This is a genomic window from Streptomyces sp. NPDC003720, from assembly GCF_042875075.1.
In the GTDB taxonomy this organism is placed as follows: domain Bacteria; phylum Actinomycetota; class Actinomycetes; order Streptomycetales; family Streptomycetaceae; genus Streptomyces.
Genome location: NZ_JBIANZ010000005.1, coordinates 293,144 through 318,397, shown reverse-complemented (window position 1 = coordinate 318,397; position 25,254 = coordinate 293,144). Strand labels below are relative to the sequence as shown.

The 25,254-nt window shown below is 74.5% G+C and carries 19 protein-coding genes; 7 read left to right on the top strand and 12 right to left on the bottom strand.

Annotated elements, in window-relative coordinates:
• Positions 1-177: 177 nt before the first annotated feature.
• The 11 genes from ACFYU0_RS16010 to ACFYU0_RS15960 form a co-directional block, all read right to left on the bottom strand.
• On the bottom strand, positions 178-1,188 hold the full coding sequence (locus ACFYU0_RS16010; protein WP_351668099.1) for a LacI family DNA-binding transcriptional regulator: 1,011 nt from the start codon (positions 1,186-1,188) through the stop codon (positions 178-180).
• Between the two features lie 103 nt (positions 1,189-1,291).
• Positions 1,292-1,864 carry a DUF6817 domain-containing protein gene (locus ACFYU0_RS16005; RefSeq protein ID WP_389301393.1) on the bottom strand — a complete coding sequence of 191 codons (573 nt, stop codon included), beginning with the start codon at positions 1,862-1,864 and terminating at the stop codon, positions 1,292-1,294.
• A gap of 18 nt (positions 1,865-1,882) precedes the next feature.
• Positions 1,883-3,067 (bottom strand): sensor histidine kinase, encoded by a 1,185-nt coding sequence (locus tag ACFYU0_RS16000; RefSeq protein ID WP_389301390.1) that lies wholly within the window; start codon positions 3,065-3,067, stop codon positions 1,883-1,885.
• The gene (locus ACFYU0_RS15995) at positions 3,064-4,827 is read right to left on the bottom strand and encodes a cation acetate symporter (protein ID WP_389301387.1); all 1,764 of its coding nucleotides are present in this window, start codon (positions 4,825-4,827) and stop codon (positions 3,064-3,066) included. Before ACFYU0_RS15995 ends, ACFYU0_RS16000 begins: the two co-directional genes overlap by 4 nt.
• Positions 4,824-5,195 (bottom strand): hypothetical protein, encoded by a 372-nt coding sequence (locus tag ACFYU0_RS15990; RefSeq protein WP_389301384.1) that lies wholly within the window; start codon positions 5,193-5,195, stop codon positions 4,824-4,826. The genes ACFYU0_RS15995 and ACFYU0_RS15990 overlap by 4 nt, the downstream gene beginning before the upstream one ends.
• A 138-nt stretch (positions 5,196-5,333) precedes the next feature.
• Positions 5,334-6,185: a LytTR family DNA-binding domain-containing protein gene (locus ACFYU0_RS15985; protein WP_351668107.1), complete on the bottom strand. Its 852-nt coding sequence runs from the start codon at positions 6,183-6,185 to the stop codon at positions 5,334-5,336.
• A gap of 127 nt (positions 6,186-6,312) precedes the next feature.
• On the bottom strand, positions 6,313-8,685 hold the full coding sequence (locus ACFYU0_RS15980; RefSeq protein WP_389301917.1) for a glycoside hydrolase family 65 protein: 2,373 nt from the start codon (positions 8,683-8,685) through the stop codon (positions 6,313-6,315).
• Positions 8,686-8,720: 35 nt separating this feature from the next.
• Positions 8,721-11,105, bottom strand: a complete 2,385-nt coding sequence (locus ACFYU0_RS15975; protein ID WP_389301382.1) for a xanthine dehydrogenase family protein molybdopterin-binding subunit — start codon at positions 11,103-11,105, stop codon at positions 8,721-8,723.
• Positions 11,106-11,139: 34 nt separating this feature from the next.
• A complete protein-coding gene (locus ACFYU0_RS15970; protein WP_351668111.1) occupies positions 11,140-12,135 on the bottom strand; it encodes a xanthine dehydrogenase family protein subunit M in 996 nt (331 codons plus the stop codon).
• A complete protein-coding gene (locus ACFYU0_RS15965) occupies positions 12,132-12,671 on the bottom strand; it encodes a 2Fe-2S iron-sulfur cluster-binding protein (RefSeq protein ID WP_351668113.1) in 540 nt (179 codons plus the stop codon). Before ACFYU0_RS15965 ends, ACFYU0_RS15970 begins: the two co-directional genes overlap by 4 nt.
• A gap of 175 nt (positions 12,672-12,846) precedes the next feature.
• The gene (locus tag ACFYU0_RS15960) at positions 12,847-14,724 is read right to left on the bottom strand and encodes an ABC transporter ATP-binding protein (RefSeq protein WP_351668137.1); all 1,878 of its coding nucleotides are present in this window, start codon (positions 14,722-14,724) and stop codon (positions 12,847-12,849) included.
• A gap of 186 nt (positions 14,725-14,910) precedes the next feature.
• On the opposite strand from ACFYU0_RS15960, the gene ACFYU0_RS15955 reads away from it, so the two are divergent.
• The 4 genes from ACFYU0_RS15955 to ACFYU0_RS15940 all read left to right on the top strand — a co-directional run bounded on the left by ACFYU0_RS15955 (position 14,911) and on the right by ACFYU0_RS15940 (position 18,729).
• Positions 14,911-15,906, top strand: coding sequence for a YbhN family protein (locus tag ACFYU0_RS15955; RefSeq protein WP_389301379.1), 996 nt, complete (start codon positions 14,911-14,913; stop codon positions 15,904-15,906).
• Between the two features lie 56 nt (positions 15,907-15,962).
• Positions 15,963-16,727 (top strand): crotonase/enoyl-CoA hydratase family protein, encoded by a 765-nt coding sequence (locus tag ACFYU0_RS15950; protein ID WP_389301376.1) that lies wholly within the window; start codon positions 15,963-15,965, stop codon positions 16,725-16,727.
• A 465-nt stretch (positions 16,728-17,192) separates the two neighbouring features.
• Complete coding sequence (locus ACFYU0_RS15945; RefSeq protein ID WP_389301373.1) at positions 17,193-18,278, top strand: mechanosensitive ion channel family protein; 1,086 nt, start codon at positions 17,193-17,195, stop codon at positions 18,276-18,278.
• Between the two features lie 37 nt (positions 18,279-18,315).
• Positions 18,316-18,729, top strand: a complete 414-nt coding sequence (locus ACFYU0_RS15940) for a DUF4186 domain-containing protein (protein WP_351668121.1) — start codon at positions 18,316-18,318, stop codon at positions 18,727-18,729.
• On the opposite strand, the gene ACFYU0_RS15935 is transcribed toward ACFYU0_RS15940, so the two are convergent.
• Positions 18,730-20,286, bottom strand: a complete 1,557-nt coding sequence (locus ACFYU0_RS15935; RefSeq protein WP_389301370.1) for a M1 family metallopeptidase — start codon at positions 20,284-20,286, stop codon at positions 18,730-18,732.
• A 234-nt stretch (positions 20,287-20,520) separates the two neighbouring features.
• Here ACFYU0_RS15935 and ACFYU0_RS15930 point away from each other — a divergent pair, with 234 nt between their 5' ends.
• The 3 genes from ACFYU0_RS15930 (at position 20,521) to ACFYU0_RS15920 (ending at position 25,065) form a co-directional block, all read left to right on the top strand.
• Entirely contained in the window at positions 20,521-22,740 is a 2,220-nt protein-coding gene (locus ACFYU0_RS15930; protein WP_351668125.1) for an NADP-dependent isocitrate dehydrogenase, read from the top strand.
• A gap of 202 nt (positions 22,741-22,942) precedes the next feature.
• Complete coding sequence (locus ACFYU0_RS15925; protein WP_389301366.1) at positions 22,943-23,734, top strand: N-formylglutamate amidohydrolase; 792 nt, start codon at positions 22,943-22,945, stop codon at positions 23,732-23,734.
• Between the two features lie 89 nt (positions 23,735-23,823).
• On the top strand, positions 23,824-25,065 hold the full coding sequence (locus tag ACFYU0_RS15920) for a cytochrome P450 (RefSeq protein ID WP_389301363.1): 1,242 nt from the start codon (positions 23,824-23,826) through the stop codon (positions 25,063-25,065).
• Positions 25,066-25,254 lie beyond the last annotated feature (189 nt).

Below are 25,254 nucleotides of genomic sequence, written 5' to 3'. Positions count from 1 at the left end.
CAGCCGTCTGTCGATGGCGAGGCAGCCGCGGTCCGCCCCGGGAGACGTCCGGAGCGGACCGCGACGCCCTCATCGCGAGGGCAGGAACTTGTGGATCAGGGCATACGAGAACACCGGCGCCGGGGACCGCGGGGCGGTGTCCCGGCGCCGGTGCCGGCCCGAGTGGGAGGAGAGGGATCAGCTCGCGGGCGGGGGCGCGGTGGAGCCGCGCAGCACCAGTTCCGGCTCGAAGAGCAGCTCGCCGGGGTGCGAACGGCTGCCCTGGAGCTGGGCGCACAGCAGTTCCACCGCCGCCCGGCCCATCGCCTCGATGGGCTGACGGACCGTCGACAGCGGCGGCTCGGTGCAGTTCATGAAGGCGGAGTCGTCGTACCCGACCACCGAGACGTCCCCGGGGACGGTGAGTCCCCGCCTGCGCACGGCCCGGATGGCGCCGAGCGCCAGCGGGTCGCTGGCGCAGACGACGCCGGTCACGCCGCGCTCCAGGAGCCGGGCGGCCGCGGCCTGCCCGCCCTCCAGCGAGAACATCGACCGCGCGACGAACTCCTCCGGCAGTTCCCCGCCCGCGCGGCGGGCCACCACCCGGGCGGCCTCCAGCTTGCGGCGCGAGGGAACATGGTCGCTCGGGCCGAGCACCAGCCCGATCCGCTCGTGCCCCAGCGAGGCGAGATGGCGCCAGGCCTGCTCGACGGCGACGGCGTCGTCGCAGGCGACGCAGGGGAAGTCCAGGCCCTCGATGGAGGCGTTGACGAGGACCACCGGGATGTCCCGCTCGGCGAGCTGCCGGTAGTGGTCGTGCGGCGCGTCGGCCTGGGCGAACAGCCCGCCGGCGAAGACCACGCCGGACACCTGCTGCTGCAGCAGGAGGTCCACGTAGTCGGCCTCGGAGACGCCGCCCTTGGTCTGCGTGCACAGCACCGGGGTCAGCCCCTGCTGGGCCAGCGCCGCGCCGATGACCTCGGCGAACGCCGGGAATATCGGGTTCTGCAGCTCCGGCAGGACGAGTCCGACGAGACGGGCGCGCTCGCCGCGGAGCTGCGTGGGCCGCTCGTAGCCGAGGACGTCGAGAGCGGTGAGCACCGACTGCCGGGTCGACTCCGAGACTCCGGGCTTGCCGTTGAGGACACGACTGACCGTCGCCTCGCTGACCCCCACTTTCTTGGCCACCTGAGCAAGTCGTCGCGTCATGTACGCAAGCCTAGCGCAATTTCCGCAAATGAATTGCGGTGATTGCCGCGGGTTTTGGGACGCGGGGTCCCGGGCCCGGGTACCGCGGCGCCGCGGGTGCGCGTCAGGGGGCGGGCTCGGCGAGGACGGCGCGGCAGTCGAGCCATGCCTCGGTGCTCAGCAGCGCCCGGAGCCGGGTGAAGAGCGCGAGCAGATCGGGCCCCCACCGCTCGCGGAAGGCGGGGTCGAGCCGGGCGAGGTCGAGTTCGTTCGCGGCCGACAGTTCGGCGAAGTCCCGGCGCGAGCGCGCCCCGGGCACGTGGGTCACGCCGGTGAAGCGGTCGTGGAAGGGGGCGTCGGTCCGGGCGAGGTCCGGATAGGTGGCCTCGCGGTCGCAGGAGGCGTACAGGTAGACGATCGACTCGGCCTCGGCGCCGATCACCGCGGCGAGTTCGGCCCGGCGGGTCACCGGCAGCAGGGCGCCGGGAAAGCCGTCGGTGCCGTAGAAGGCGTGGCAGAGTCCCGCGAGCCGGAGCGCCGGGCGGGCCTGCCACAGCGCGAGCCGGTCGTGGACGCGGCGCAGGTGTGCGAGGAGGGTGCCGCCGGGGTGGGCCATGTCCTGCGCGCCGCACTCGCGGAGCAGGGCCAGCGCCCGGTCCGCGGCGTCGGGAGGTGTGCCGGTGTCCGGTTCGATCACTTGCGGCGTCCTTTCACGTCAGCGGGCCGAGCCCGGGTGGAACTTGGGGAGCCGGACGGTGATCTTCGTGCCGGCGCCGAGGCCGGTCTCGATGACGAGGCCGTGGTCGTCGCCGTAGACCTGGCGCAGCCGCATGTCCACGTTGCTCAGGCCTATACCGGCGGACGGGCCGCCCCGGCCGCGCAGCAGGTCGCGCAGGCGCTGCGGGTCCATGCCGACGCCGTCGTCCTCGATGACGACCCGGGCCTCGGTGCCCTCGTCCTCGGCGGTGATGGTGATCCGGCCTCGGTCCACGGACTCCTCGAGACCGTGTTTGAGCGCGTTCTCCACGAGGGGCTGCAGGCAGAGGAACGGCAGGGTGACGGGCAGGACCTCGGGGGCGATTCGCAGGGTCACCTCCAGGCGTCTGCCGAACCGGGCGCGGGCGAGTTCGAGGTACTGCTCGATCGAGCGCAGTTCCTCGGCGAGCGTGGTGAAGTCGCCGTTCCGGCGGAACGAGTAGCGCGTGAAGTCCGCGAACTCCAGCAGCAGTTCGCGGGCGCGCTCGGGGTCGGTGCGGACGAACGAGGCGATGGAGGCCAGGGAGTTGTAGATGAAGTGCGGGGAGATCTGGGCGCGCAGGGCCTTGATCTCGGCCTCGATCACGCTGGAGCGCGCCCGGTCCAGGTCGACGAGTTCGAGCTGGACCGAGACCCAGCGGGCCACCTCCTCGGCGGCCCGGACGACCACGGCGGACTCGTGGCCGGCGAAGGCGGCCAGGGCGCCGGCGGGCCGGCCGTCGACCGTCAGCGGGACCATCACTCCCCAGCGGACGGGGCAGCGGGCGTCGGGGCAGGTCAGCGTGAACGTCCGGGTGCGCGTGGCGTGGGCGAGGTGGGCCGCGGCCGCGGCCCGGTGGTGGTCGCCGGCGCCGTCCCAGGCGAGTACGGCCTCCTCGTCGGCGAGGGCGAGGGCGACCGTGCCGAGCAGCGGCCGCAGCCGGCGGGCCGCCTTGCGGGCGGTGTCCGGGGTGAGGCCGGCGCGCAGGGGCGGTGCGGCGAGCGAGGCGGTGTGCAGGGTGTGGAAGGTGGCACGCTCCACGGGGGTGCCGACGCCGGCCTGGTTCTCCTGCTGCCGGCGGGCCGCGGCGTGACCGAGGGCGGCGCCCAGGGCGAACAGCCCGAGGGCGGCCACGGCGAGGACGACGGTGCCGAGCGCGGTCACGGACGGCGCCCCCGCGACCGCCGCGGACCGGCGCCCGGGGCGCCGACCGGGGCGCTCGGCGGCTCGGGCAGGTGGAGCCTGGCCATCGTGGCCGCCGCGGTCGCCGGGACGCGGTGCCGGGTGGCCAGGGAGATCAGCACCATGGCCGCGAAGCCCACGGGGACCGACCAGACGGCCGGCCAGGCCAGCAGGGTGTGCAGGGGGCCGGACCTCGCCCCGCCGGCGATGGTCACGGTCACCGCGGTGAGGGCGGATCCGCCGCCGAGGAGGAGCCCCGCGACCGCGCCGGGCGGGGTGAGGCCGCGCCACCAGATGCCGAGGAGCAACAGCGGGCAGAACGAGGAAGCGGACACGGCGAAGGCGAGGCCGACCGCGTCGGCCACCGGGAGGTCGGTGACGACGGCGCCGGCGGCGGTGGGCACCGCGATGGCGGGCAGGGTAGCGAGCCGGAAGTTGCGGATGCCGAGGGTCGGCAGCACGTCCTGGGCGAGCACCCCGGCGACGGACATGGTGAGTCCGGACACGGTGGACAGGAACGCCGCGCAGGCGCCGCCCGCGACCAGGGCGCCGAGCAGGTCGCCGCCGAGCCCGCCGATCAGCCGCTGCGGCAGGACGAGCACCGCCGCGTCGGTGTCGCCGGTCAGCAGCAGGTCGGGCGCGTAGAGCCGGCCGAGCACGCCGTAGAGCGGGACCAGCAGGTAGAAGGCGCCGAGCAGGCCGAGGACGACGACGGTGGTGCGGCGGGCGGCCCGGCCGTCGGGGTTGGTGTAGAAGCGGACGACGACGTGCGGCAGTCCCATGGTGCCGAGGAAGGTGGCGAGGATCAGCCCGTAGGTGGCGTACAAGCCGTGCTGTTCGCGGCCGGCCGACAGCGGCTGCGCCCAGCCGGAGGGGGCGGTGCCGGGACCGCCGTCGCCGGGCAGCGGCACGGGGGCGCCGGCCGGGAAGGTCAGGGCGGTGCCGGGGGCGACGCGGTGGGTGCCCGCGCCGAGGGTGAGCGGTCCGCCGTCGAGGGGGCGTCCGTCGACGGTTCCGCTGACGGTGACGCGCACCGGTTCCTGGACGGTGAGGGTCAGCGGCCGGTCGCAGGCGACGCGTGTGGAGCGCTGGAAGACGGGCCGCTCGTCCCAGGCGGGGGCCGGGGCCCGGTCGGCGCGCCAGGCGATGAGCAGGAACACGGCCGGCACCAGCAGGGCGGTGAGCTTCAGCCAGTACTGGAACGCCTGGACGAAGGTGATGCTGCGCATGCCGCCCGCGGCCACCGCCACGGTGACCACGGCGGCCACGACCAGGCCGCCGAACCAGCCGGGCGCGCCGGTGAGCAGCCGCAGGATCAGCCCGGCGCCGCGCAGTTGGGGCAGCAGGTAGAGCCAGCCGACGCCGACGACGAGCACGCCGGCGATCCGCCGCACGGCGCGGGACTCCAGGCGTGCCTCGGCGAAGTCCGGCAGGGTGTAGGCGCCGGAGCGGCGCAGCGGGGCGGCGACGAAGGCGAGCAGCACCAGGAAGCCGGCGGTGTAGCCGATGGGGAACCAGAGCATGTCGGCGCCCTGGGCGAGGACGAGTCCGGCGACGCCGAGGAAGGAGGCGGCGGACAGGTACTCGCCGCTGACGGCGAAGGCGTTGAGCCGCGGCGGGACGCTGCGCGAGGCGACGTAGAAGTCGGAGGTGGTGCGCGAGATGCGCAGGCCCAGCGCGCCGACGAGCACCGTGGCGAGTACCACGGCCGACACTCCGGCGATTCCGTACGTCTGGTTCAACGCCCGGTCACGCCGCCCTCGTTGCGCTCCGCACGGCGTACGTACCAGGCTCCCGTGCACAGCAGGACGGGGTACGGCGCCACGCCCAGCAGCAGCCAGACCGCGAGCGGCACGTCGTGCCCGGCGCCGCCGGCGAGGAGGACCCGCAGGAGGACCGGGAGCAGTCCCAGGGAGAGGGCGAGCAGGGCCGTCGCGGCGAGGGCGGCGCGCAGCTGACGGCGCATCAGGTTCCGTACGGGGGCGTCGTCGTCCGGGGCGGCGGGGCGGCCGCCGGGCGGGATCGCGGCACGGGGCGGGGGGAGGCCGGCGCGGTCGGTGCGGGGCCGTCCGGTGACCACCTCTCTGCGAGGGACGGATTCGGCACCCATCACGCACTCCCCGACGCCGCGGTGATCACCTTGTTGCGGCGAGTGTACGCAGCGCCGGGGCGGTCAGGTAGGTACCGGACGAGGATCGCCACAGGGCCGCCACGGCCGCTTCGCCGGCGCCCGGGACGCCGGGCGGCGTCACCGTCGTCCGCGTACCGCGCCCTGGGCCCGGGCGGCCAGCAGGTCCCGCAGTTCCCGGGCGTTGCGGCGGCTCACGGCGAGGACGCGGTCGCCGATCCGGACGGTCAGGTTGCCGCCGTCCAGGCGGAGTTCCTCGATGCGGCCGAGGGCCACCAGGCGGCTGCGGTGGATGCGGACGAACCCGCGCGAGCGCCACTGCTCCTCCAGGGTGGTGAGCGGGACGCGCACCAGGTGGCTGCCGTGCGGGGTGTGCAGGCGGGCGTAGTCGCCCTGTGCCTCGACGTAGGTGATGTCGGCGACGGGGACGAACCGGGTCACCCCGCCGAGTTCCACGGGGACCTGGTCGCCGGGGGCGCCGGCCGGGGCGGGGCCGTCCGCCGGGAGCCGGGGCGGCCGGGGGCCCTGCCCGGCCCGGGTCAGTTCGGCGACGCGCCGTACCGCCTCCGCGAAGCGCTCCTTGCGCAGCGGCTTGAGCAGGTAGTCCACCGCCTTGAGGTCGAACGCCCGCAGCGCGAAGTCCTCGTGGGCGGTGACGAAGACGATCAGCGGCGGGTTCGGGTGGCCGGCGAGCAGTCCGGCGAGCTCCAGGCCGCTCAGACCCGGCATGTTGATGTCGAGGAAGACGACGTCGAAGGCGTCCGGGGCGCCGGGCCCGGCCGCGAAGGCCCGCTCCAGCAGGCGCACCGCCCCCGCCGCGTCCAGGGCGGGCACGACGCTGCCGATCCGCTCGTCCTCGCCGAGCAGGTAGAGCAGTTCCTCCAGCGCGGGTTCCTCGTCGTCCACCGCGAGCGCGCGCAGCGGCTCCTGTCCGTCGCCGGCTCGTGGCCCGGGCCGCCCGGCCGCGCCCATGTCCCGCATCTCCTCGTCCCCTGCCCTCTCGTGCCGTCCCGTCCCGTCCCGCGGGGCCCGGGCCCCAGGGCATCCTGGCCCCTCGGAGCCGCGGCCGTCGAGAAGCCGGCGGCGTCGCGTGCGCCGGTCATTCCGGCAGCCGCATGCGCACCCTCTCCCCCGGCCCGACCCGGACCACCCGGTCCTGCAGCCGGAAGTCGATGGGCGGCCGGCCGGACGCGGACGGCACCGTGGCCTCCAGCAGGCCCGCGCGCAGGCGCAGCCGGACGCCCCAGTGGCCCTGGTAGCGCAGGGAGAAGCCGTAGGAGGAGAGTTCCGGCAGCGGCACCGGGTCGAGCCAGAGGGCGCCGTCGCGGGTCTCCAGGCCGGTGAGGCAGCGCTGCACGAGGTCGAGGGTGCCGGCCATGGCGCCCAGGTGGATGCCCTCGCCGGTGGTGCCGCCCTGGACGTCGGCGATGTCGCCGCGCAGGGCCTCCTGGACGAAGCCCCAGGCGTCGGCGCGGCGGGCGCGGGCCAGGATCCAGCCGTGCACGAGGCCGCTCAGGGTGGAGCCGTGGGAGGTGCGGTGCAGGTAGTGGTCGACCGTCGCGGCCCAGATGTCCTCGTCCAGGCGGTGCCCCAGCCGCCGGAACAGGGACTGCAGTTCGGTGGGCGAGAACAGGTAGCCGAGCATCAGCACGTCGGCCTGCTTCGACGCCCGGTAGCGGTTGACGGTGTCGCCCTCCGCCTCCAGGATCCGGTCGAGGCGCCGGATGTCGCCGTACCGTACCCGGTAGGCCTCCCAGTCCAGTTCGGCGAGATCGCCGTAGCCCTCGAACTGGCTGATCACGCCGTCGTGGTAGGGCACGTGGAGGGTGCGGGAGACCTCCTCCCAGCGGGCCAGTTCGTCCTGTTCCAGGCCGATGCCCTCGGCCAGTTCGAGGCGGCGCGGCTCGGGCAGGCCGCGCAGCAGGCCCAGGGCGCGCAGCAGCACCCAGGCCGCGGTGACGTTCGTGTACGCGTTGTCGTCCAGGCCGGGCGCGGCGGCGTCGGGGTAGGCGTCGTGGTACTCGTCGGGGCCGACCACGCCCAGGATGCGGTGCCGGCCGAGGTGTTCGTCGTAGGTGGCCGAGTCGGCCCAGAAGCGGGCGATCTGGAGCAGCATCTCGGCGCCCTCGGTGTGCAGGAAGTCGGTGTCGCCGGTGGCCTCGCAGTACTGCCAGACGTTGTAGGCGACGGCCGAGCCGACGTGCCGCTGCAGCCGGGAGTGGTCCGGCAGCCAGCGCCCCGAGCGGGGGTTGAGGTGCAGCTCCTGGGTCTCCTCCCGGCCGTCGCTGCCGCTCTGCCACGGGTACAGGGCGCCGCGCCGGCCGGCCTCGTGGGCCGCGTGGACGGCCGCGTCGAGGCGGCGGTGGCGGTAGTGGAGCAGCGCCCGGGAGACCTCGGGCAGGTGGAGGTTCAGGTACGGCAGCACGAACAGCTCGTCCCAGAACACGTGCCCCCGGTACGCCTCGCCGTGCAGTCCGCGGGCGGGGACGCCCACGTCGAGGTCGGCGGTGTGCGGGGAGAGGCACTGCAGCACGTGGAAGAGGTGCAGGCGCAGGATGCTGCCCGGCTCGCCGGGGACGTCGAGTTCCGCGCGCCGCCAGAGCTGTTCCCAGGCCGTGGCGTGCGAGGAGAGCAGCTCGTCGAAGGCGGGCGCGTTCTCGGCCCGGTCGACGGCGGCCCACAGCGGGTCGCTGATGGCGGGGTCGTGCGAGGTGTGCAGGGCGACGCACTTGTCGACGGTGACCGTGCGGCCGGGCGCGAGGGCCAGGCGCAGCCGCCGTACGGCCCGGGTCGGCTCGTGCGCGTCGGTCGCCGGGGCGTCGGCGGTCAGCCGGCAGGCGAGTCCGACGGCGATGTCCGAGGTGCGGGTGCGGCAGCGCAGCCACATCGCGCCCGACTCGGCGCTGCCGGTCTCGATCCGGGTGAGGTGGCGGCCGTCGAGGTCGCGGTAGCGGGCCACCCCGGAGTTGGTGACGCCGCCGTCGAGCGCGGCCTCGACGTCGAGTTCGCCGGTCCAGTCCTCGGCGGTGACGTCCGTGCGCAGGGCGGCGAGGTGCGGGTCGCCCATGTGGACCAGGCGGAGCTGGCGCACGAGGAGCGTGCCGCCGCCGTCCAGCCGGTACCTGGTGCGGCGCTCCAGCACGCCGGGGTCCAGGTGCAGGATCTGCCGATGCTCGGCGACCGGGGTGGTGTCGGGGCCGAGCCAGTCGTGGCCGTCCGGGCGGATGCGCAGCGGCAGCCAGTCGGGGAGGTTGACCATGTCCTCGTTGTCGACCCGGCGGCCGGCGACGTCGGAGGCGAGCCGGTTGTAGATGCCGGCCGCGTAGGTCCCGGGGTAGTGCACGGCGTCCGCGGCGCACTCGGGCAGCGCGCCGCGGGTGGCGAAGCAGCCGTTGCCCAGGGTGCACAGGGACTCCCGCAGGCGTTCCTCCGCGGGGTCGTACCCGTCGTACTCCCACAGCAGTCCCGGCACCTCGGTCCCCCTTCCGGTGTCCTTCGCCGTGGCGGTCACCGTTCGGACAGCAGGCCGGCGAGGATCCGGTCCGGGGTGAGGGGCAGTTCGCGGAACCGGATCCCGGTGGCGTGGTGGACGGCGTTGCCGAGGGCGGCGGCGGTGCCGACGATGCCGATCTCGCCGATGCCCTTGCTGCCCATGGGGTTGAGGTGCGGGTCGTCCTCCTCGATCCAGTCGGCCTCGATGTGCGGGACGTCGGCGTGGGCGGGCACGTGGTACGAGGCGAGGTCGGCCTCGGTGAAGTCGCCGAACGCGGCGTCCATGGTGCTGCCCTCGGTCAGTGCCATGCCCAGGCCCATGATCATGCCGCCGACGAACTGCGAGCGCGCGGTGCGGGCGTTGAGGATCCGCCCGGCGGCGAAGACGCCGAGCATCCTGCGGGCCCGCACCTCGCCGGTGACGGTGTCGACGGCGACCTCGGCGAAGTGGGCGCCGAAGGCGTGCCGGGCGTACGGGCAGTCGGCGTCCGCCCGGCCGGCGGTGTCGGAACGGACCAGGAGGCCGTCGGCGGGCAGCGGGCCCGTGTGTTCGGCGAGCCGGGTCGCCAGACCGGCGCACGCCTCGTGCACGGCCCAGCCCCAGGACGCGGTGCCGGAGGAGTCGCCGGCCAGCGACGCCGGGGGCAGGTCGCTGCGGCCCACCTCGGTGCGCACCCGGTCCAGGGGCGCGCCGAGGGCGTCGGCGGCGACCTGGGCGAGGACGGTGCGCGCGCCGGTGCCGATGTCGGCCGCGTTCACCCTGATGACGAAGGTGCCGTCGGGCAGGGCCTGGGCGGTGGCGGTCGACGGCCGGATCATGACCGGGTAGGTCGCCGCGGCCACTCCGGTGCCGATGAGCAGTGCGCCCTCGGTCCGGGAGCGCGGGCGCGGGTCGCGCCGGTCCCAGCCGAAGCGGCGGGCCCCCTCGCGCAGGCACTCGGCGAGGTGCCGGCTGCTGAACGGCTTGCCGCTGCCGGGTTCCCTCTCCGGCTCGTTGCGGATCCGCAGCTCGACAGGGTCCGCGCCGAGGGCCCCGGCGAGTTCGTCGACCGCCGACTCCAGGGCGTACATGCCGGGGGCCTCGCCGGGGGCGCGCATCCAGGACGGGCTGGGGACGTCCAGCGGCACCACCCGGTGGGAGCTGAGCAGGTGCGGGGCGGTGTACATGACGCGGGACGGCACCGCGGCCTGCTCCACGAACTCCCTGACGTGCGAGGTGTGCGTGGTGACCTCGTGCAGCACCGCGGTGAGGTGTCCGTCGGCGGTGGCGCCGAGGCGCAGCCGGTGCAGGGTGGGGGCCCGGTGGCCGACGACGGTGGGCATGTACCGGCGGGGGTAGGCCACCGTGACCGGCCGGCCGATGTGCCGTGCGGCCATGGCGGCGAGGACGACGTCGGGGCGCGGGGTGCCCTTGGAGCCGAAGCCGCCGCCGACGTGCTCGGCCACCACGGTGACGTGCTCCTCGGGCAGGTCGAAGAGACCGGCGAGCACGGACTGGACGGTCGTGCTGCCCTGGCTGGAGGTGTACACGGTCAGCCGGTCGCCGTCCCAGTGCGCGGTGCTCGCGTGCGGTTCCATGGGGTGGTTGTGCAGGGGCGGCACCCGGTACTCGGTGTCCAGGCGGACGTCGGCGGCGGCGAAGGCGCCGTACGGGTCGCCGTGTTCGAGGCGGCCCGGCTGAGCGCCCCCTTCGGGCTCGTAGGCGTCCGGGTGGTCGGGGCGGAGCACGACGTCGTGATGCTCGGCGGCGTAGTGGACGCGGACGGCCCGGGCGGCGGCACGGGCCGCCTCGAGGGTCTCGGCGACGGCCAGGCCGACGCACCAGCCCCGGTGCGGCACGTGCCGGTTCTGCAGGACGGCGAGCGTCGCGTCGTCCGTCTCGCCGAGGCGCGGGGCGTCGCCGGGGGTCAGCACGGCGAGGACGCCTGGCAGCGCAAGGGCGGCCGCGGTGTCCACGCCGGTGACCCGGCCCCGGGCCACGGCGGCGGGCACGGGCCAGGCGTAGGCGCGGCCGGGCACCGGGTACTCGGCGGCGTACCGGGCGTTCCCGGTGACCTTCTCGCGCCCTTCCCGCCGCCCCGCGGGCGCCCCGAGGGCGGTGCCGGTGCGCGGGGTGGGGTGGGGGTCCCGGTCCAGGGCGCCGGTCCGGGGCTGCCGCTCCCCGCCTGCCTCGGCCGGGTCGGCGGAGGCGGTGCGGGTGAGGGGGTCGTCGTGCGGCAGGCCCGTCCCGGACAGCGCGTCGTCCCTGGCCGCGCCGGCGGCGGCCATCGGGTCGTGGTGCGGCAGACCGGTGCCGGACAGCGGGTCGTCCCGGGGCAGCCCGGTGGCGGCCATCGGGTCGTCGTGCGGCAGTCCGGTCCCGGGCAGCGGGCCGCCGTGCTCCAGTGGGTCGTGCGCCATCGGGTTCTCCTGGGGTCGGCCGGGTCCGAGGGGGTCAGGCCGTCGCGGGGGCGGGGGCCAGGCGGTTCAGGACGTCCAGTGCGAGGTTGCGGGCGAGGGGCACCTTGTAGGCGTTGTCGCGCAACGGCTCGGCGCGCTCCAGTTCCAGGGCGACGGCGCCCTCGAAGGCCTCGGGGGTCGCGGCCGCGCCCAGCAGGGCCGTCTCCGCGTGGTGGGCCCGCCAGGGCCGGTGGGCGAGGCCGCCGAAGGCGAGGCCCACTTGGTCCACGACGCCGTCCGCGACGCGCAGGACGACGGCCACGGAGGCCAGGGCGAAGGCGTACGAGGCCCGGTCGCGGGCCTTGCGGTAGGCGGAGGGCGCCCCGGCCCGGGCGGCCGGGAGCAGCACGCCGGTGATCAGCTCACCGGGTCGGATCTCGGTGTCCCGCTCCGGGCGCATTCCGGGCAGCCGGTGGAAGTCGGCCACCGGGATGCTGCGTCCGCCCTCGGCGCCGTACAGCTCGACCCGGGCGTCGAGGGCGGCGAGGGCGACGGCCATGTCGGAGGGGTGGGTGGCGATGCAGTGCGGGGAGTGGCCGAGCACGGCGTGGTCGCGGTGGACGCCGTCGCGGGCGCCGCAGCCGCTGCCGGGCTCGCGCTTGTTGCAGGGCTTGTCCAGGTCCTGGAAGTACGGGCAGCGGGTGCGCTGGAGCAGGTTGCCGCCGGTGGTGGCGGCGTTGCGGAGCTGGCCGGAGGCGCCCGCGAGGAGGGCCTGGGAGAGCACCGGGTAGCGGTCGCGGACGAGCGGGTGGGCGGCGAGGTCGCTGTTGCGGACGGTGGCGCCGACGCGCAGCGCGCCGTCCGGCAGTTCCTCCACCGCGTCCAGCGGCAGCCGGCCCACGTCGATGAGGACGCCGGGGGTCTCCACGCCGAGCTTCATCAGGTCGACGAGGTTGGTGCCGCCGGCGAGGTAGCGGGCGCCGGGGTGCGCCGCGTGGGCCTCGACGGCCTCCTGGACGCCGGTGGGCCTGAGGTATTCGAAGCCTTTCACCCGATCACGTCCTCCACCGCTTCGACGATGCGCGGATAGGCGCCGCACCTGCACAGGTTGCCGCTGAGCCGCTCGCGGATCTCGGTCCGGTCCAGCGGCACGGGCCGGCCGGAGGGCTCGGCCGGGTCGGTGACGTGGGAGGGGTGGCCGGCGGCGGCCTCGGCGAGCATGCCCACGGCGGAGCAGATCTGCCCGGGGGTGCAGTAGCCGCACTGGAAGGCGTCGCGTTCGAGGAAGGCCCGCTGCAGGGGGTGCGGTTCCTCCCCGTCGCCGCCGAGGCCTTCGACGGTGGTGACCTCGCTGCCGTCGAGGGTGACGGCGAGCAGCAGGCAGCCGTTGACGCGGCGCCCGTCGACCAGGACGGTGCAGGCGCCGCACTGACCGTGGTCGCACCCCTTCTTGGAGCCGGTGAGCCCGAGGTCCTCGCGGAGCAGGTCCAGCAGGACCCGCCGGTGGTCGACGAGCAGGGTGTGGGGTTTGCCGTTCACCCGCAGGGTGATCTCCGAGTGCGGGTCGGGCCGGTTTTCACTGGTCATGGCAAGGAGGGCCTTCCGGACGGGCCGTGGTGTCCGTGCACACCGCGTATCCAGGCTGCGACGCCTCACACGTCCCGGCCACTCCAGCGCCCCCGCGGACCCCGGCGGCGGTCCGGCCGGGACCGGGGCCGGCCGCCGCGACGCACGGCCGGCCGGCCGGCCGTGGGGAACGCCCTCAGACGGCCGGCACCTCGCCGTCCCGCCGGGCGAACTGGGTGCGGTGCAGTTCCGCGTACCGCCCGTCGACGGCGAGCAGTTCCTCGTGCGTGCCCCGTTCCACGATCCGGCCGGCCTCCACGACCAGGATCTGGTCGGCGGCCCGCACCGTGGACAGCCGGTGCGCGATCACCACGGCGGTACGGCCCTCCAGGGCCTCGGTGAGGGCCTCCTGCACGGCCGCCTCGGAGGTGTTGTCCAGGTGGGCGGTGGCCTCGTCGAGGATGACCACGCGCTGGCGGGCCAGCAGCAGCCGGGCGATGGTCATGCGCTGGCGTTCGCCGCCGGAGAGCCGGTAGCCGCGCTCGCCGACGACCGTGTCGAGACCGTCCGGCAGGGAGCGCACCACCTCGGCGAGCCGGGCGCGGCCGAGCGCGTCCCACAGTTCCTCGTCCGGGGCGTCCGGCCGGGCGAGCAGCAGGTTGGCGCGGACGGTGTCGTGGAAGAGGTGGCCGTCCTGGGTGACCATGCCGAGGGTGGCCCGCAGCGAGGCGGCGCTCAGGTCGCGCACGTCGGCCCCGCCGATCCGCACCGCACCGGAGTCGACGTCGTAGAGGCGCGGCAGCAGCTGCGCGATGGTGGACTTGCCGGCGCCCGAGGAGCCGACCAGGGCGACGGTCTGACCGGGTTCGGCGCGGAAGGAGACGCCGTGCAGGACCTCGGTGCCGCCGCGGGTGTCCAGGGCGGCGACCTCCTCGAGCGAGGCGAGGGAGACCTGGTCGGCGGACGGGTAGGCGAAGCGGACGTCGTCGAACTCGACCGCGACCGGCCCGTCCGGCACCTCGGCCGCGTCCGGCTTCTCCTCGATGAGCGGCTTCAGGTCGAGCACCTCGAAGACCCGCTCGAAGCTGACCAGGGCGGACATCACCTCGACGCGGGCCCCGGCGAGCGAGGTGAGCGGGGCGTAGAGCCGGGTGAGCAGCAGGGCGAGGGAGACGACGGCGCCGGCCTCCAGGGTGCCGTGCAGCGCGAACCAGCCGCCGAGGCCGTAGACGAGGGCCAGGGCGAGGGCGGAGACCAGGGTGAGGCTGGTGATGAACACCGACTGGGCGGTGGCCGTGCGCACCCCGATGTCGCGCACCCGGCGGGCGCGGGCCGCGAACTCCGCCGACTCCTCCTCCGGGCGGCCGAACAGCTTGACCAGGGTGGCGCCGGGCGCGGAGAAGCGCTCGGTCATCCGGGTGCCCATGGCCGCGTTGAGGGCCGCGGCCTCCCGCTGCATCCGGGCCATGCGGCTGCCCATGCGGCGGGCGGGCAGCACGAACACCGGCAGCAGCACCAGCGCGAGCAGGGTGATCTGCCAGGACAGGGTGAGCATCACCGCGAGCGTGAGCAGCAGGGTGACGAGGTTGGTCACCACGCCCGAGAGGGTGTTGGCGAACGCCCGCTGGGCGCCGATGACGTCGTTGTTGAGACGGCTGACCAGCGCTCCCGTACGGGTGCGGGTGAAGAACGCGACCGGCATGCGCTGCACATGATCGAACACAGCCGTGCGCAGGTCGAGGATGAGTCCCTCCCCGAGCGTCGACGACAGGCGCCGGCCGAGGACGCCCAGCCCCGCCTCAGCGAGCGCGACCAGCGCGATCAGCAGGGAGAGCCGTACGACGGCCCCGGAGTCGTGGCCCGCCACGATCGCGTCGACGACATGGCCGGCGAGCACGGGGGTGGCCACGGCCAGCAGTGCCGTCACCACCCCGAGCAGGACGAAGCGGACGATGCCCGCGCGGTGCGGGCGGGCGAACGCGGCGATACGGCGCAGCGTGGCGCGGGCGAAGGGGCGGCGGTCGGCCTGTGCGTTCATGACGCTGTGCAGCTGCGTCCAGGCGGTGGTCTCCATGCTCATGGAAGAGAACGTAGAACCTCAAGCGTCGTTGAGGTCAACGTCCGCGCCTCGTCGTCCGCACCGACTGCCCCGCGACCTGAGGGTTCCGTGCCTCCTCCCGCCCATCCGCTGCCCGTCCGTAAGCCGCCGTCCGCGCCCGCGCCACCCGCCGTTGACGCGGCGCGGAGAACCTCTTCCGGTGTGACAGCGCTTCGATTCCCCGACGTCCCCCGGGGCCGCTTCCCCCGGCGCTTCCCGGTCCGGCACGCCCTGTGCGCGGTGCCGCTCGTGCTGGTCGCCGTGGCCGCGGTGCGGCACCGCTCGGTGCTCGCCGAGGGCTTCGGCCAGTTGCGCACCGCCTCCTGGCCGTGGCTCCTGGCGGCGGCCGCCGCGACCTGCCTGACCTGGGTGGCGGCCGCGTGCACCCGGCAGGGCGCGGTGGTGCAGCCGCTGCCGAAGAAGCGGCTGCTGGTGACCCAGTTCGCGGCGGGCGCGGCCAACCACCTGCTGCCGACGGGGCTCGGCGCGAGCGCGGTGAACCTGCGCTTCATGACGGTGTGCGGGGTGCCGCCGGCCCGCTCCTCGGCTGCGCTGGCCCTGTACCTGCTGGCGGAGAGCGTGGGCCGGCTGGGCCTGCTGGCCGCGCTGCTGGTCGCCTTCCCCGACGCGCTGCGGCCGGGCACGCTGCTGCCCGCGGGCTCCGGGCCGCCGCTGCTGTCCGGCGGCTCCGCGCTGGTACCGGCCGTCGCGGGCACGCTGGTGCTGCTCGCGGCCGCGCTGGCCTTCGTGGGGCGGCTGCGCCCGGCCGTGTGCGCCTTCCTGCGGGACGCGCTGGGTGAGGCGCGGTCGGTGCACACGCGGCCGGCCCGGGCGCTGGCCCTGTGGGGCGGCTCGCTGGCGTTCCCGGCCTGTCAGGCGGCCGGTCTCGCCGCGGTGGGCCGGGCGCTGGACCTGCCGGTGCCGCCGGCGCACATGGCGCTGGCGTATCTCGCGGCGACGGTCGCGGTGGCGCTGGTGCCGACGCCGGGCGGGATCGGCTCGGTGGAGGCGGCGCTGATCGTGGCGCTGGTCGCGGCGGGCGGCCCGGCGGCGGTGGCCACGGCGGTGGTGCTGGCCTACCGCGTCATCACCGTGTGGCTGCCGCTGGTGCCGGGGGCGGTGACGTTGGGGGCGCTGGTGCGGCTGAAGGTCATCTGAGGCAGAGTGGCCCTTCGAACCGCCGCCCCCGCCGTCCCCCGAAGAGGAGCACCACCGTGCCGGTCCGCGTGGAGCGCAGGGAGCACGTCACCACGGTCGTCCTGTCCCGTCCCGAGGCGCGCAACGCGGTCGACGGGCCGACGGCCGCCGCGCTCGCCGACGCCTTCCGGGCCTTCGAGGCCGACGACGACGCCCGGGTGGCGGTGCTGTGGGGCGAGGGGGGCACGTTCTGCGCGGGCGCCGACCTGAAGGCGGTCGGCACGGAGCGGGGCAACCGGGTCGCGGAGAACGGTGACGGTCCGATGGGGCCGACCCGGATGCGGCTGTCGAAGCCGGTGATCGCGGCCGTCGCGGGGCACGCCGTCGCGGGCGGCCTCGAACTGGCGCTGTGGTGCGATCTGCGGGTCGCCGAGGAGGACGCCGTCTTCGGGGTGTTCTGCCGCCGCTGGGGCGTCCCGCTGATCGACGGCGGGACGGTACGGCTGCCCCGGCTGATCGGCACCAGCAGGGCCATGGACATGATCCTGACCGGCCGCCCGGTCCCGGCCCGCGAGGCCCACGACATCGGCCTCGCCAACCGTGTGGTGCCCACGGGCCGCGCCCGGGCCGAGGCCGAGGAACTCGCGGCGGCCATCGCCCGGTTCCCGCAGGCGTGTCTGCGCGGGGACCGGGCCTCGGCGCTGGACCAGGACGGGCTGGCCGAGGAGACGGCGATGCGCGGTGAACTCCGCCACGGCGTCGCCGTGCTGGCCGAGGGCCTCGAGGGCGCGGCGCGGTTCGCGGGCGGCGCGGGGCGGCACGGGTCCTTCACGGAGCTCTGAGGGCTCCGGGGCCGGGGCCGGCGGGACCGGCCGGCCCGGTGGCCCCGGGCACGGCAGGGTGCGGCACCGCGGGGTCCGGCTCGACGCGTCCGGCGGGTGGCGGCCGGATCGCCCCCCCCGGTGAACAACTGCGCGTCGCAGAGATCTGACATCGACGGCACGGCGCGGACGACACCCCGACAGTGACCGCCGACCTTGTGGCTGATCCTCGACCACCGCCCCGGGGAGGGCCGTTGCCCCGCGCACCGCGTCCGCGATCAAGCCGAACTCCCCGAGGGCATCGTCTGATCCGCGCCCTCCCGGTGCCGACCGGGCCGCCGGATACGGCAGGATGAACGATCGCGCCGCCCGCCGACGACATCGGCGGCCGGCGCGATCGCACATGTACGGACATCGAGCAGGTGGCAACGTGACGAGACTTCACTCCAGGCTCCGCACCGCATCTTCGCGCCCCGGAGGTGACCGGTGAACCGTGCGCTGACCATGCACGACCTGGTCCTCGCCGGCATCGCCGCGGCCGCGGGGCTGCTGCTGGCCTTCCTGTCCCGCACGGTGCTGCGCTGGCTGGCCAAGCACGCGAAGCGGACCCGCTGGAGCGGTGACGACGTCATCGTGGACGCGCTGCGCTCCGTCGTGCCGTGGGCGGCGATCGCGGGCGGCGCGGCGGCGGCCGCCGCGGTGCTGCCGCTCACCCGGACCGTCCGGCACCACACCGACCAGTTCCTGGAGGTGTGGTTGATCCTCGTGGTGACGGTGTCCGCGGCCCGGGTGATCGCGGGCCTGGTCCAGTCGGTGACCCAGTCCCGCTCGGGCGTGGCCGGTTCGGCCACCATCTTCGTGAACATCACCCGGGTGCTGGTGCTGGCGATCGGCTTCCTGGTGGTGCTGCAGACGCTCGGCGTGTCCATCGCGCCCCTGCTCACCGCCTTGGGCGTCGGCGGCCTGGCCGTCGCGCTGGCCCTGCAGGACACCCTCGCCAACCTCTTCGCGGGCATCCACATCCTCGCCTCCAAGACCGTGCAGCCGGGCGACTACATCCGGCTCAGCAGCGGCGAGGAGGGCTATGTGGTGGACATCAACTGGCGCCAGACGACGGTCCGTCAGCTCTCCAACAACCTGGTCGTCATCCCCAACGGCCAGCTCGCGAAGACCAACATGACCAACTACACGCGTCCCGAGCAGCAGTTGACGATCCTGGTGCAGGTGGGCGTGAGCTATGACAGCGACCTGGACCACGTCGAGCGCGTCACCCACGAGGTGATCGCCGAGACGATGACCGGGGTCGCCGGCGCCGTTCCGGACCACGAGCCCGCGATCCGCTTCCACACCTTCGGCGACTCGCGCATCGGCTTCACGGTGATCCTGGGCGTGGGCGAGTTCAGCGACCAGTACCGCATCAAGCACGAGTTCATCAAGAGCCTGCACCGCCGCTACCGCGCGGAGGGCATCCGCATCCCGTCCCCGGTCAGGACGGTGGCCCTGCAGCAGGGCGCGGTGGTGATACCGCAGCAGCGCAGCGTTGAGGAGCCGGCGCCGGCCGTCTCCGAGTAGGCCCCGGGGGCGGCGGTCGGCATATCCTCGAAGGGCCATGACCTCTCCGCCGCCGGACCCGGCCGCCCGCTCCCTCGACGAACGGCTCGACGCGATCGCGCGCGAGCCGTTCCGGGCGAGGTTCCACCTGCGCGGCCGGGAGCTGGCCATCGCCGGCGAGAAGGGACCGGCGACCATCCGGTGGCACGCCTTCGACCTGGTCGCCGAGCGGCTGGCCCCGGCGCGGCCGCGCAAGGACGGGCGGCAGACGCCGTACCGGGGGCATCCGGTGTTCGTCGCCCAGCACGCCACCGCGACGTGCTGCCGGAACTGCCTCCAGCGCCGGCACGGGATTCCCCGCGGGCGGGAGCTGAGCCGCGCCGAGCAGGTGTACGTCGTGGACGTGATCTGCCGGTGGATCGAGCGCGAGGTGGCGGGCGGCGCCGGGCCGGGCGCCGCCCGCCACGGCTGATCAGAGCGTGGCCGAGTTCTCGTGCCAGTGGCCGCCGCGCCTGCTGTGCGGGGCCGCGAAGGACGAGGCGACCGGGTTCACCGTCCAGTCGGGGTGGCCGGGCATCCGCGGGGTCTTCGTCCCGTAGAGCCAGTCGCGCAGGAAGCCGGACTGGTCCTGCCCGGAGACCTCGGAGGCGACGTCGATGTAGTCGGCGGTGCTCGCCGAGCAGTCGCGGAAGCGCTCCAGGAAGGCGCGCTCGACGGCGGTGAACACCTGCTCGCCGACGAGCTGCCGGAATGCGTACAGCACGAGGACGCCGCCCAGGTAGCGCTGGCTGTCGAAGAGGTTGGTCTCGTTCGGGGCGGCCACCGGGCCGGAGTCGTGGCGCCACTGGTCGCCGCGCGCGTAGGTGTCCTTCATCCGGGCTTCCATGGTGGTCAGGCCGAGGGAGTCGGCCCAGCCGCGCTCGTAGCGGTAGAGCAGCCCGTAGAAGTCCGCGTGGCCCTCGTTCAGCCACAGGTCGGCCCAGGTGGCGGGGCTGACCAGGTTGCCGAACCAGGAGTGGACCAGCTCGTGCATCATGTGCGAGCCGATGCTCCGCTCCGGCTGGAGCAAAAAGTTCGGCTTGTACAGGGTGAGGGTCTGCGTCTCCAGGCCGGTGAAGTCGAAGGCCGCGGGGTCGTCGGAGTTGCACGGCAGCAGGCCGTACGTCTCGAACGGGTAGGCGCCCAGCCGGTCCTCCAGCCAGGTCACCAGGCCGGGGGTGAGGGCGAGCGCCGGTTCCAGGGCTGCGGCGCGGGCGGCGGGCACGACATCGCGCAGCGGCAGGCCATGCGGGCCCTGGCGGTCCTTGACCACGTAGTCGCCGACGGTGATCTGCACCAGCTCGGTGGCCATCGGGGAGGCCGAGCGGTACGAGTACGCCGTGCGGTCGCCGCTGAGCGTCTCGGTGCCGGTGAGCAGCCCGTTCGCCACCGCGCGCAGGCCGTTCGGGACCGTGAGGCGGAAGGTGAAGTGCGCCTTGTCCGAGGGGTGGTCGTTGCACGGGAAGACGGTGTGCGCGGAGTTCGGCTGCGGGCAGGTCGCGAAGCCGTCGGGGGTGGGCACCCAGGCGGTGTGGGCGAGGGCGCGGCGCGGGTCGGCGGAGTAGGCCACGGTCACGGTGGCCGACGCGCCCGGCCGCAGGGTCCTGGCGGGCGTGACGCGCAGCTTCTCGTCGGCCTGCGCGAAGGAGGCGGCGGCGCCGTCGACGGACACGCTCCGGATGTCGAGGCCGAGGGCGTCCAGCGAGAAGCGGCTGAGCGGGCGGTCGGCGCGTATGCGCACGGTGGCCGTGGCGTCGACCGTCCTGGCGGTGGCGTCGTAGGCCAGGTCCAGGTGGTAGGACGTGGCGCGGTAGCCCTTGTTGCCGAGGGTGGGGAACACGGGGTCGTCGAGGGTCTCGGGGCCGGGGGCGGCCGCCGTGCGGGCCGCCCCGTGCGCCGTCGCGCCGGGGCCGGAGGGGCGGGCCTGGGCCGGGGAGCCCGTCGTCAGCGCCGCGGCCGTGCCGATCAGGGCGGCCGCGGGGGCCGTCACTCGGGTGCGATATCTCATGGTCCGCTTTCGTTCGGGCGGCCGGGTGGTCGGTTCCGGCCGCCGGTCGGAGGCGATCACGCGTGGTCAGCGGTGATCGCTTGTCATGACCACATGAAGGCGGGATCGGTTGCACCCGGGCGGCACGAATTTCCGGCCGGGACCCCTGTCGAGCCGGACCCGGTCACGAGATATCTTGATGTCGAGCAATGTTGCAGACGTGGAGCGGAGCACCCGGTGACTGACTCGACCATCATCTACACCTACACAGACGAGGCCCCGGCCCTCGCGACGCACTCGTTCCTGCCGGTGATCCAGGCGTACGCCTCGCAGGCCGGTGTGCCCGTGGAGACCCGCGACATCTCGCTGGCCGGGCGCATCATCGCCGTCTTCCCGGAGTACCTGAACGAGGACCAGCGCATCCCCGACGCGCTGAGCGAGCTGGGCGAGCTGGCCAAGACGCCCGCCGCCAACATCATCAAGCTGCCGAACATCTCGGCGTCCATCCCGCAGCTCAAGGCCGCCGTCGCCGAGCTGCAGGGCAAGGGCTACGCGCTGCCGGACTACCCGGACGACCCCAAGTCGGACGAGGAGCGCGAGATCCGCGCCCGGTACGACAAGATCAAGGGCTCGGCGGTGAACCCGGTCCTGCGCGAGGGCAACTCCGACCGACGCGCCCCCGCCTCCGTGAAGAACTACGCCAAGACCCACCCGCACCGCATGGGCGCCTGGAGCTCCGACTCCAAGACCAACGTGGCGACGATGGGCGTGGACGACTTCCGCTCCACGGAGAAGTCCGTGGTGATCTCCGAGGCCGGCGCCCTGCGCATCGAGCTCAAGGGCGACGACGGCTCGACCACCGTGCTGCGCGAGTCGGTGCCGGTCCTCGCGGGCGAGGTCGTCGACGCCTCCGTGATGCGCGTCGGCGCGCTGCGCGAGTTCCTGACCGCGCAGGTCGCCCGGGCCAAGGAGGAGGGCGTCCTGTTCTCCGTGCACCTGAAGGCCACGATGATGAAGGTCTCCGACCCGATCGTCTTCGGCCACGTGGTGCGCGCCTTCTTCCCGAAGACGTTCGCGAAGTACGGCGAGACCTTCGCCGCCGCCGGCCTGACCCCGAACGACGGCCTGGGCGGCATCCTCAAGGGCATCGAGTCGCTGCCCGAGGGCGCCGAGATCAAGGCCTCCTTCGACGCCGAGCTGGCCGAGGGCCCGGCGCTGGCCATGGTCGACTCCGACAAGGGCATCACCAACCTGCACGTGCCGTCCGACGTCATCGTCGACGCCTCGATGCCGGCCATGATCCGCACCTCCGGTCACATGTGGGGCCCGGACGGCCAGGAGGCCGACACCCTCGCGGTGCTGCCGGACTCCTCGTACGCCGGCGTCTACCAGGCCGTGATCGAGGACTGCCGCGCCAACGGCGCCTACGACCCGTCGACCATGGGCTCGGTCCCGAACGTCGGTCTGATGGCGCAGAAGGCCGAGGAGTACGGCAGCCACGACAAGACCTTCGAGATCCCGGTCACCGGCACCGTCCGCCTGGTCGACCAGGCCGGTGACGTCGTGATCGAGCAGGCGGTCTCCGCCGGCGACATCTTCCGCGCCTGCCAGACCAAGGACGCGCCGATCAAGGACTGGGTGAAGCTGGCCGTCACCCGCGCCCGCGCCACCGGCGACCCGGCCGTCTTCTGGCTGGACGCCACCCGCGCCCACGACGCCAACCTGATCGCCAAGGTCGAGCAGTACCTGCCGGAGCACGACACCGAGGGCCTGGACATCCGGATCCTGTCGCCGGTCGAGGCCACCAAGCTGTCGGTGGAGCGCATCCGCCGCGGCGAGAACACCATCTCGGTCACCGGCAACGTGCTGCGCGACTACCTGACCGACCTGTTCCCGATCCTGGAGCTGGGCACCAGCGCCAAGATGCTGTCGGTCGTCCCGCTGATGGCGGGCGGCGGCCTGTTCGAGACCGGCGCCGGCGGCTCCGCGCCGAAGCACGTGCAGCAGCTCGTCAAGGAGAACTACCTGCGCTGGGACTCCCTGGGCGAGTTCTTCGCCCTGGTGCCGTCCCTGGAGCAGTACGCGGCGGCCACCGGCAACACCCGCGCCAAGGTCCTCGCCGACACCCTCGACCGCGCCACGGCGACCTTCCTCAACGAGGACAAGTCCCCGACCCGTCGCCTCGGCGGCATCGACAACCGCGGCAGCCACTTCTACCTGTCCCTGTACTGGGCGCAGGAGCTGGCCGGCCAGAGCGACGACGCCGACCTGGCGAAGGCGTTCGCCCCGCTCGCCGAGACCCTCGCGGCCGACGAGCAGAAGATCGTCGACGAGCTGATCGCCGTGCAGGGCAAGCCGGCCGACATCGGCGGCTACTTCCAGCCGGAGAAGGCCAAGGCGGACGCGGTCATGCGCCCGTCGGCCACCTGGAACTCGGCTCTCGCGTCGCTGAGCTGACGCGCGCGGCGCTCCAGCCGCACCGTCGAGTGATCCTCCGCCCCGGCCGGTCCCCCCGGCCGGGGCGGAGGCGTGCCGGGAGCCGGTGCGCCGGCGCGTCCGTCCCGGTCCGCCGCCCGGCGGGAGCCGGTGCGGAGGGCGTTGTCAGTGCCGTGTGGCACCTTGATCACACACCGTCCGGCCGACGCCCATGGAGCAGCCCGTGCCCCCGTACGCCCCCTCGTTCGAACTCCTGCCCGGCGCCGCCGAGTCGCCCGTGCTGCTGCACGTGCCGCACTCGTCGCGGGCGATACCGGCCGACGTCCGTGAGGGGATCGTGCTGGACGACGCGGCGCTGGAGCGGGAACTGGACCACATCACCGACGCGCACACCGCGCGGATCGCGGAGCGGGCGGCGGCCCTCGCCGGGGTCACCCCCTGGCGGTTCGTCAACCGGCTGTCCCGGCTGGTCGTGGACCCCGAGCGGTTCCCGGACGAGCGGGAGGAGATGCTCGCCGTGGGCATGGGGGCCGTGTACACCGCGACCACGCACCGCGGAGTGCTGCGCTCCGCGGACACCGACCCCGGACCGCTGGTCGAGCGGTACTTCCGGCCGTACGCGCGCGCGATGACCGAGGCGGTCGCCGGACGGCTGGCCGCGACCGGGCGCGCGATCGTGATCGACGTGCACTCCTATCCGCGCGAGGCCCTGCCGTACGAGCTGCACGGGGCCGGTCCGCGGCCGCCCGTGTGCCTGGGCACGGACGCCTTCCACACGCCGTCCCGGCTGCGCGAGGCGGCGCTGCGGGCGTTCGCCGGGTGCGGGGAGACGGGGCTGGACAGCCCGTTCAGCGGGACCTACGTGCCGCTGGAGTACTACGGGCGCGAGGCGCGGGTGAGCGCGCTGATGGTGGAGATCCGCCGGGACACCTACATGACCGAGCCCGGCGGCCCCGCCGGACCGGGTGTCGAGGACCTGGCCGGGGCGCTGGCCGCGCTCGTGGACGCCGTCTAGCCGCGCGGCCGGCCCCGGCGCGGGCGCGGGCCCTCCGGCTGGAGCACTCCCGCAGGACACCGGGCGGGGCGCGTACGAAGGTGGTGGGCATGACGGAGGAGATCACGCTCACCGGCCCGGCCGCACCGCCCGAGCGGGACTGGCCGCCGCCCGTGCGGGACTGGCTGCCGCTCGACCTGGACGGGACGGACTTCGACCCGGTCCTCGCCGGGCTCATGCGCGAGGGCCCGCTGACCCGCGTCCGGCTGCCGTTCGGCGAGGGGTGGGCGTGGCTCGCCACCCGCTACGAGGACGTGAAGCTGATCACCAACGATCCGCGCTTCGGCCGCGCCGAGGTGACCCGCCGTCAGGTCACCCGGCTCGCCCCGGACTTCTCGCCCCGCCCGGGCTCGCTGGCCTGGGCCGACCAGCCCGAGCACAACCGGCTGCGCAGGCCGGTCGCCGGCGCCTTCACGGTGAGCGCCATGAAGCGGCTGCGGCCCCGCGCGCAGCGGATCCTGGACGGGCTGGTGGACGGCGTCGTACGGGACGGGCCGCCCGCGGACCTGGTCGAGCGGGTGCTGGAGCCGTTCCCGATCACGGTCGTCAGCGAGGTCATGGGCGTGCCGCCCGCCGACCGTGAGCAGGTGCACGCCTGGACCCGGCAGATCATCTCCACCTCCGGCGGCGCCGAGGCCGCCCAGGCCGCGAAGACCGGCCTGTACGGCTGGATCACCACGGCCGTCCGGTCCCGCGCGCACAGCACGGACGAGGACGTCTACGCGCTGCTCGGCGCCGCCGTGTCCCGGGGCGAGATCAGCGAGGAGGAGGCCGTCGGTCTCGCCGGGCCGCTGCAGATCGGCGGCGAGGCGGTCACCCACAACTGCGGCCAGATGCTGTTCCTGATGCTGACCCGCCCGGAGCTGATGGAGCGCGTCCGCAGCCGCCCCGACGCGCGCGGCCCGGTCCTGGACGAACTGCTGCGCCACATCCCGCACCGCAGCACGGTCGGGCTCGCCCGGATCGCCCTGGAGGACGTCGAGGTCGCCGGCCACCGGATCGCGGCGGGTGAACCGGTCTACGTGTCCTACCTCGCCGCCAACCGCGATCCGGCCGTCTTCCCCGACCCCGACCGCATCGACCCGGACCGGCACCCCAACCCGCACCTGGCCTTCGGCAACGGCCCGCACTACTGCACCGGCGCCGTCCTCGCCCGGCTCCAGACCGAGCTGCTCGTCGACACCCTCCTGGACCGGCTGCCCGCCCTGCGCCTCGCCGTCCCGCCGGACGAGGTCCGGTGGCGGCACAAGACGATGATCCGCGGCCCGCGCACCCTGCCCGTCACATGGTGACCGGCGTGCGCGGGCCGCACACGGCCTAGGGTCTGTCTGACGATTCGCGTCGTCGCCCGAAGGGCGGCCGCGCGGCGTCAGGTGCGTGCTCTCGGCGGGCCGGCTCCAGGGCCGCGTACTGGACGTACTCGGGTCTGGGGCCGGTGCGGCGAGAGTGCGTGCATGGCGTCGCGCGGCAGGCGGGAATCG

Bases quoted from the DNA above. Each gene is read 5' to 3' on its own strand.
- ACFYU0_RS15985 (WP_351668107.1), bottom strand. From the start codon at position 6,185: ATGGGCGCGGCCGGGCGGCCCGGGCCACGAGCCGGCGACGGACAGGAG.
- ACFYU0_RS15960 (WP_351668137.1), bottom strand. From the start codon at position 14,724: ATGGAGACCACCGCCTGGACGCAGCTGCACAGCGTCATGAACGCACAG.
- ACFYU0_RS15975 (WP_389301382.1), bottom strand. From the start codon at position 11,105: ATGGCGCACGACCCACTGGAGCACGGCGGCCCGCTGCCCGGGACCGGA.
- ACFYU0_RS15940 (WP_351668121.1), top strand. From the start codon at position 18,316: ATGACCTCTCCGCCGCCGGACCCGGCCGCCCGCTCCCTCGACGAACGG.
- ACFYU0_RS15920 (WP_389301363.1), top strand. From the start codon at position 23,824: ATGACGGAGGAGATCACGCTCACCGGCCCGGCCGCACCGCCCGAGCGG.
- ACFYU0_RS16010 (WP_351668099.1), bottom strand. From the start codon at position 1,188: ATGACGCGACGACTTGCTCAGGTGGCCAAGAAAGTGGGGGTCAGCGAG.
- ACFYU0_RS15990 (WP_389301384.1), bottom strand. From the start codon at position 5,195: ATGGGTGCCGAATCCGTCCCTCGCAGAGAGGTGGTCACCGGACGGCCC.
- ACFYU0_RS15965 (WP_351668113.1), bottom strand. From the start codon at position 12,671: ATGACCAGTGAAAACCGGCCCGACCCGCACTCGGAGATCACCCTGCGG.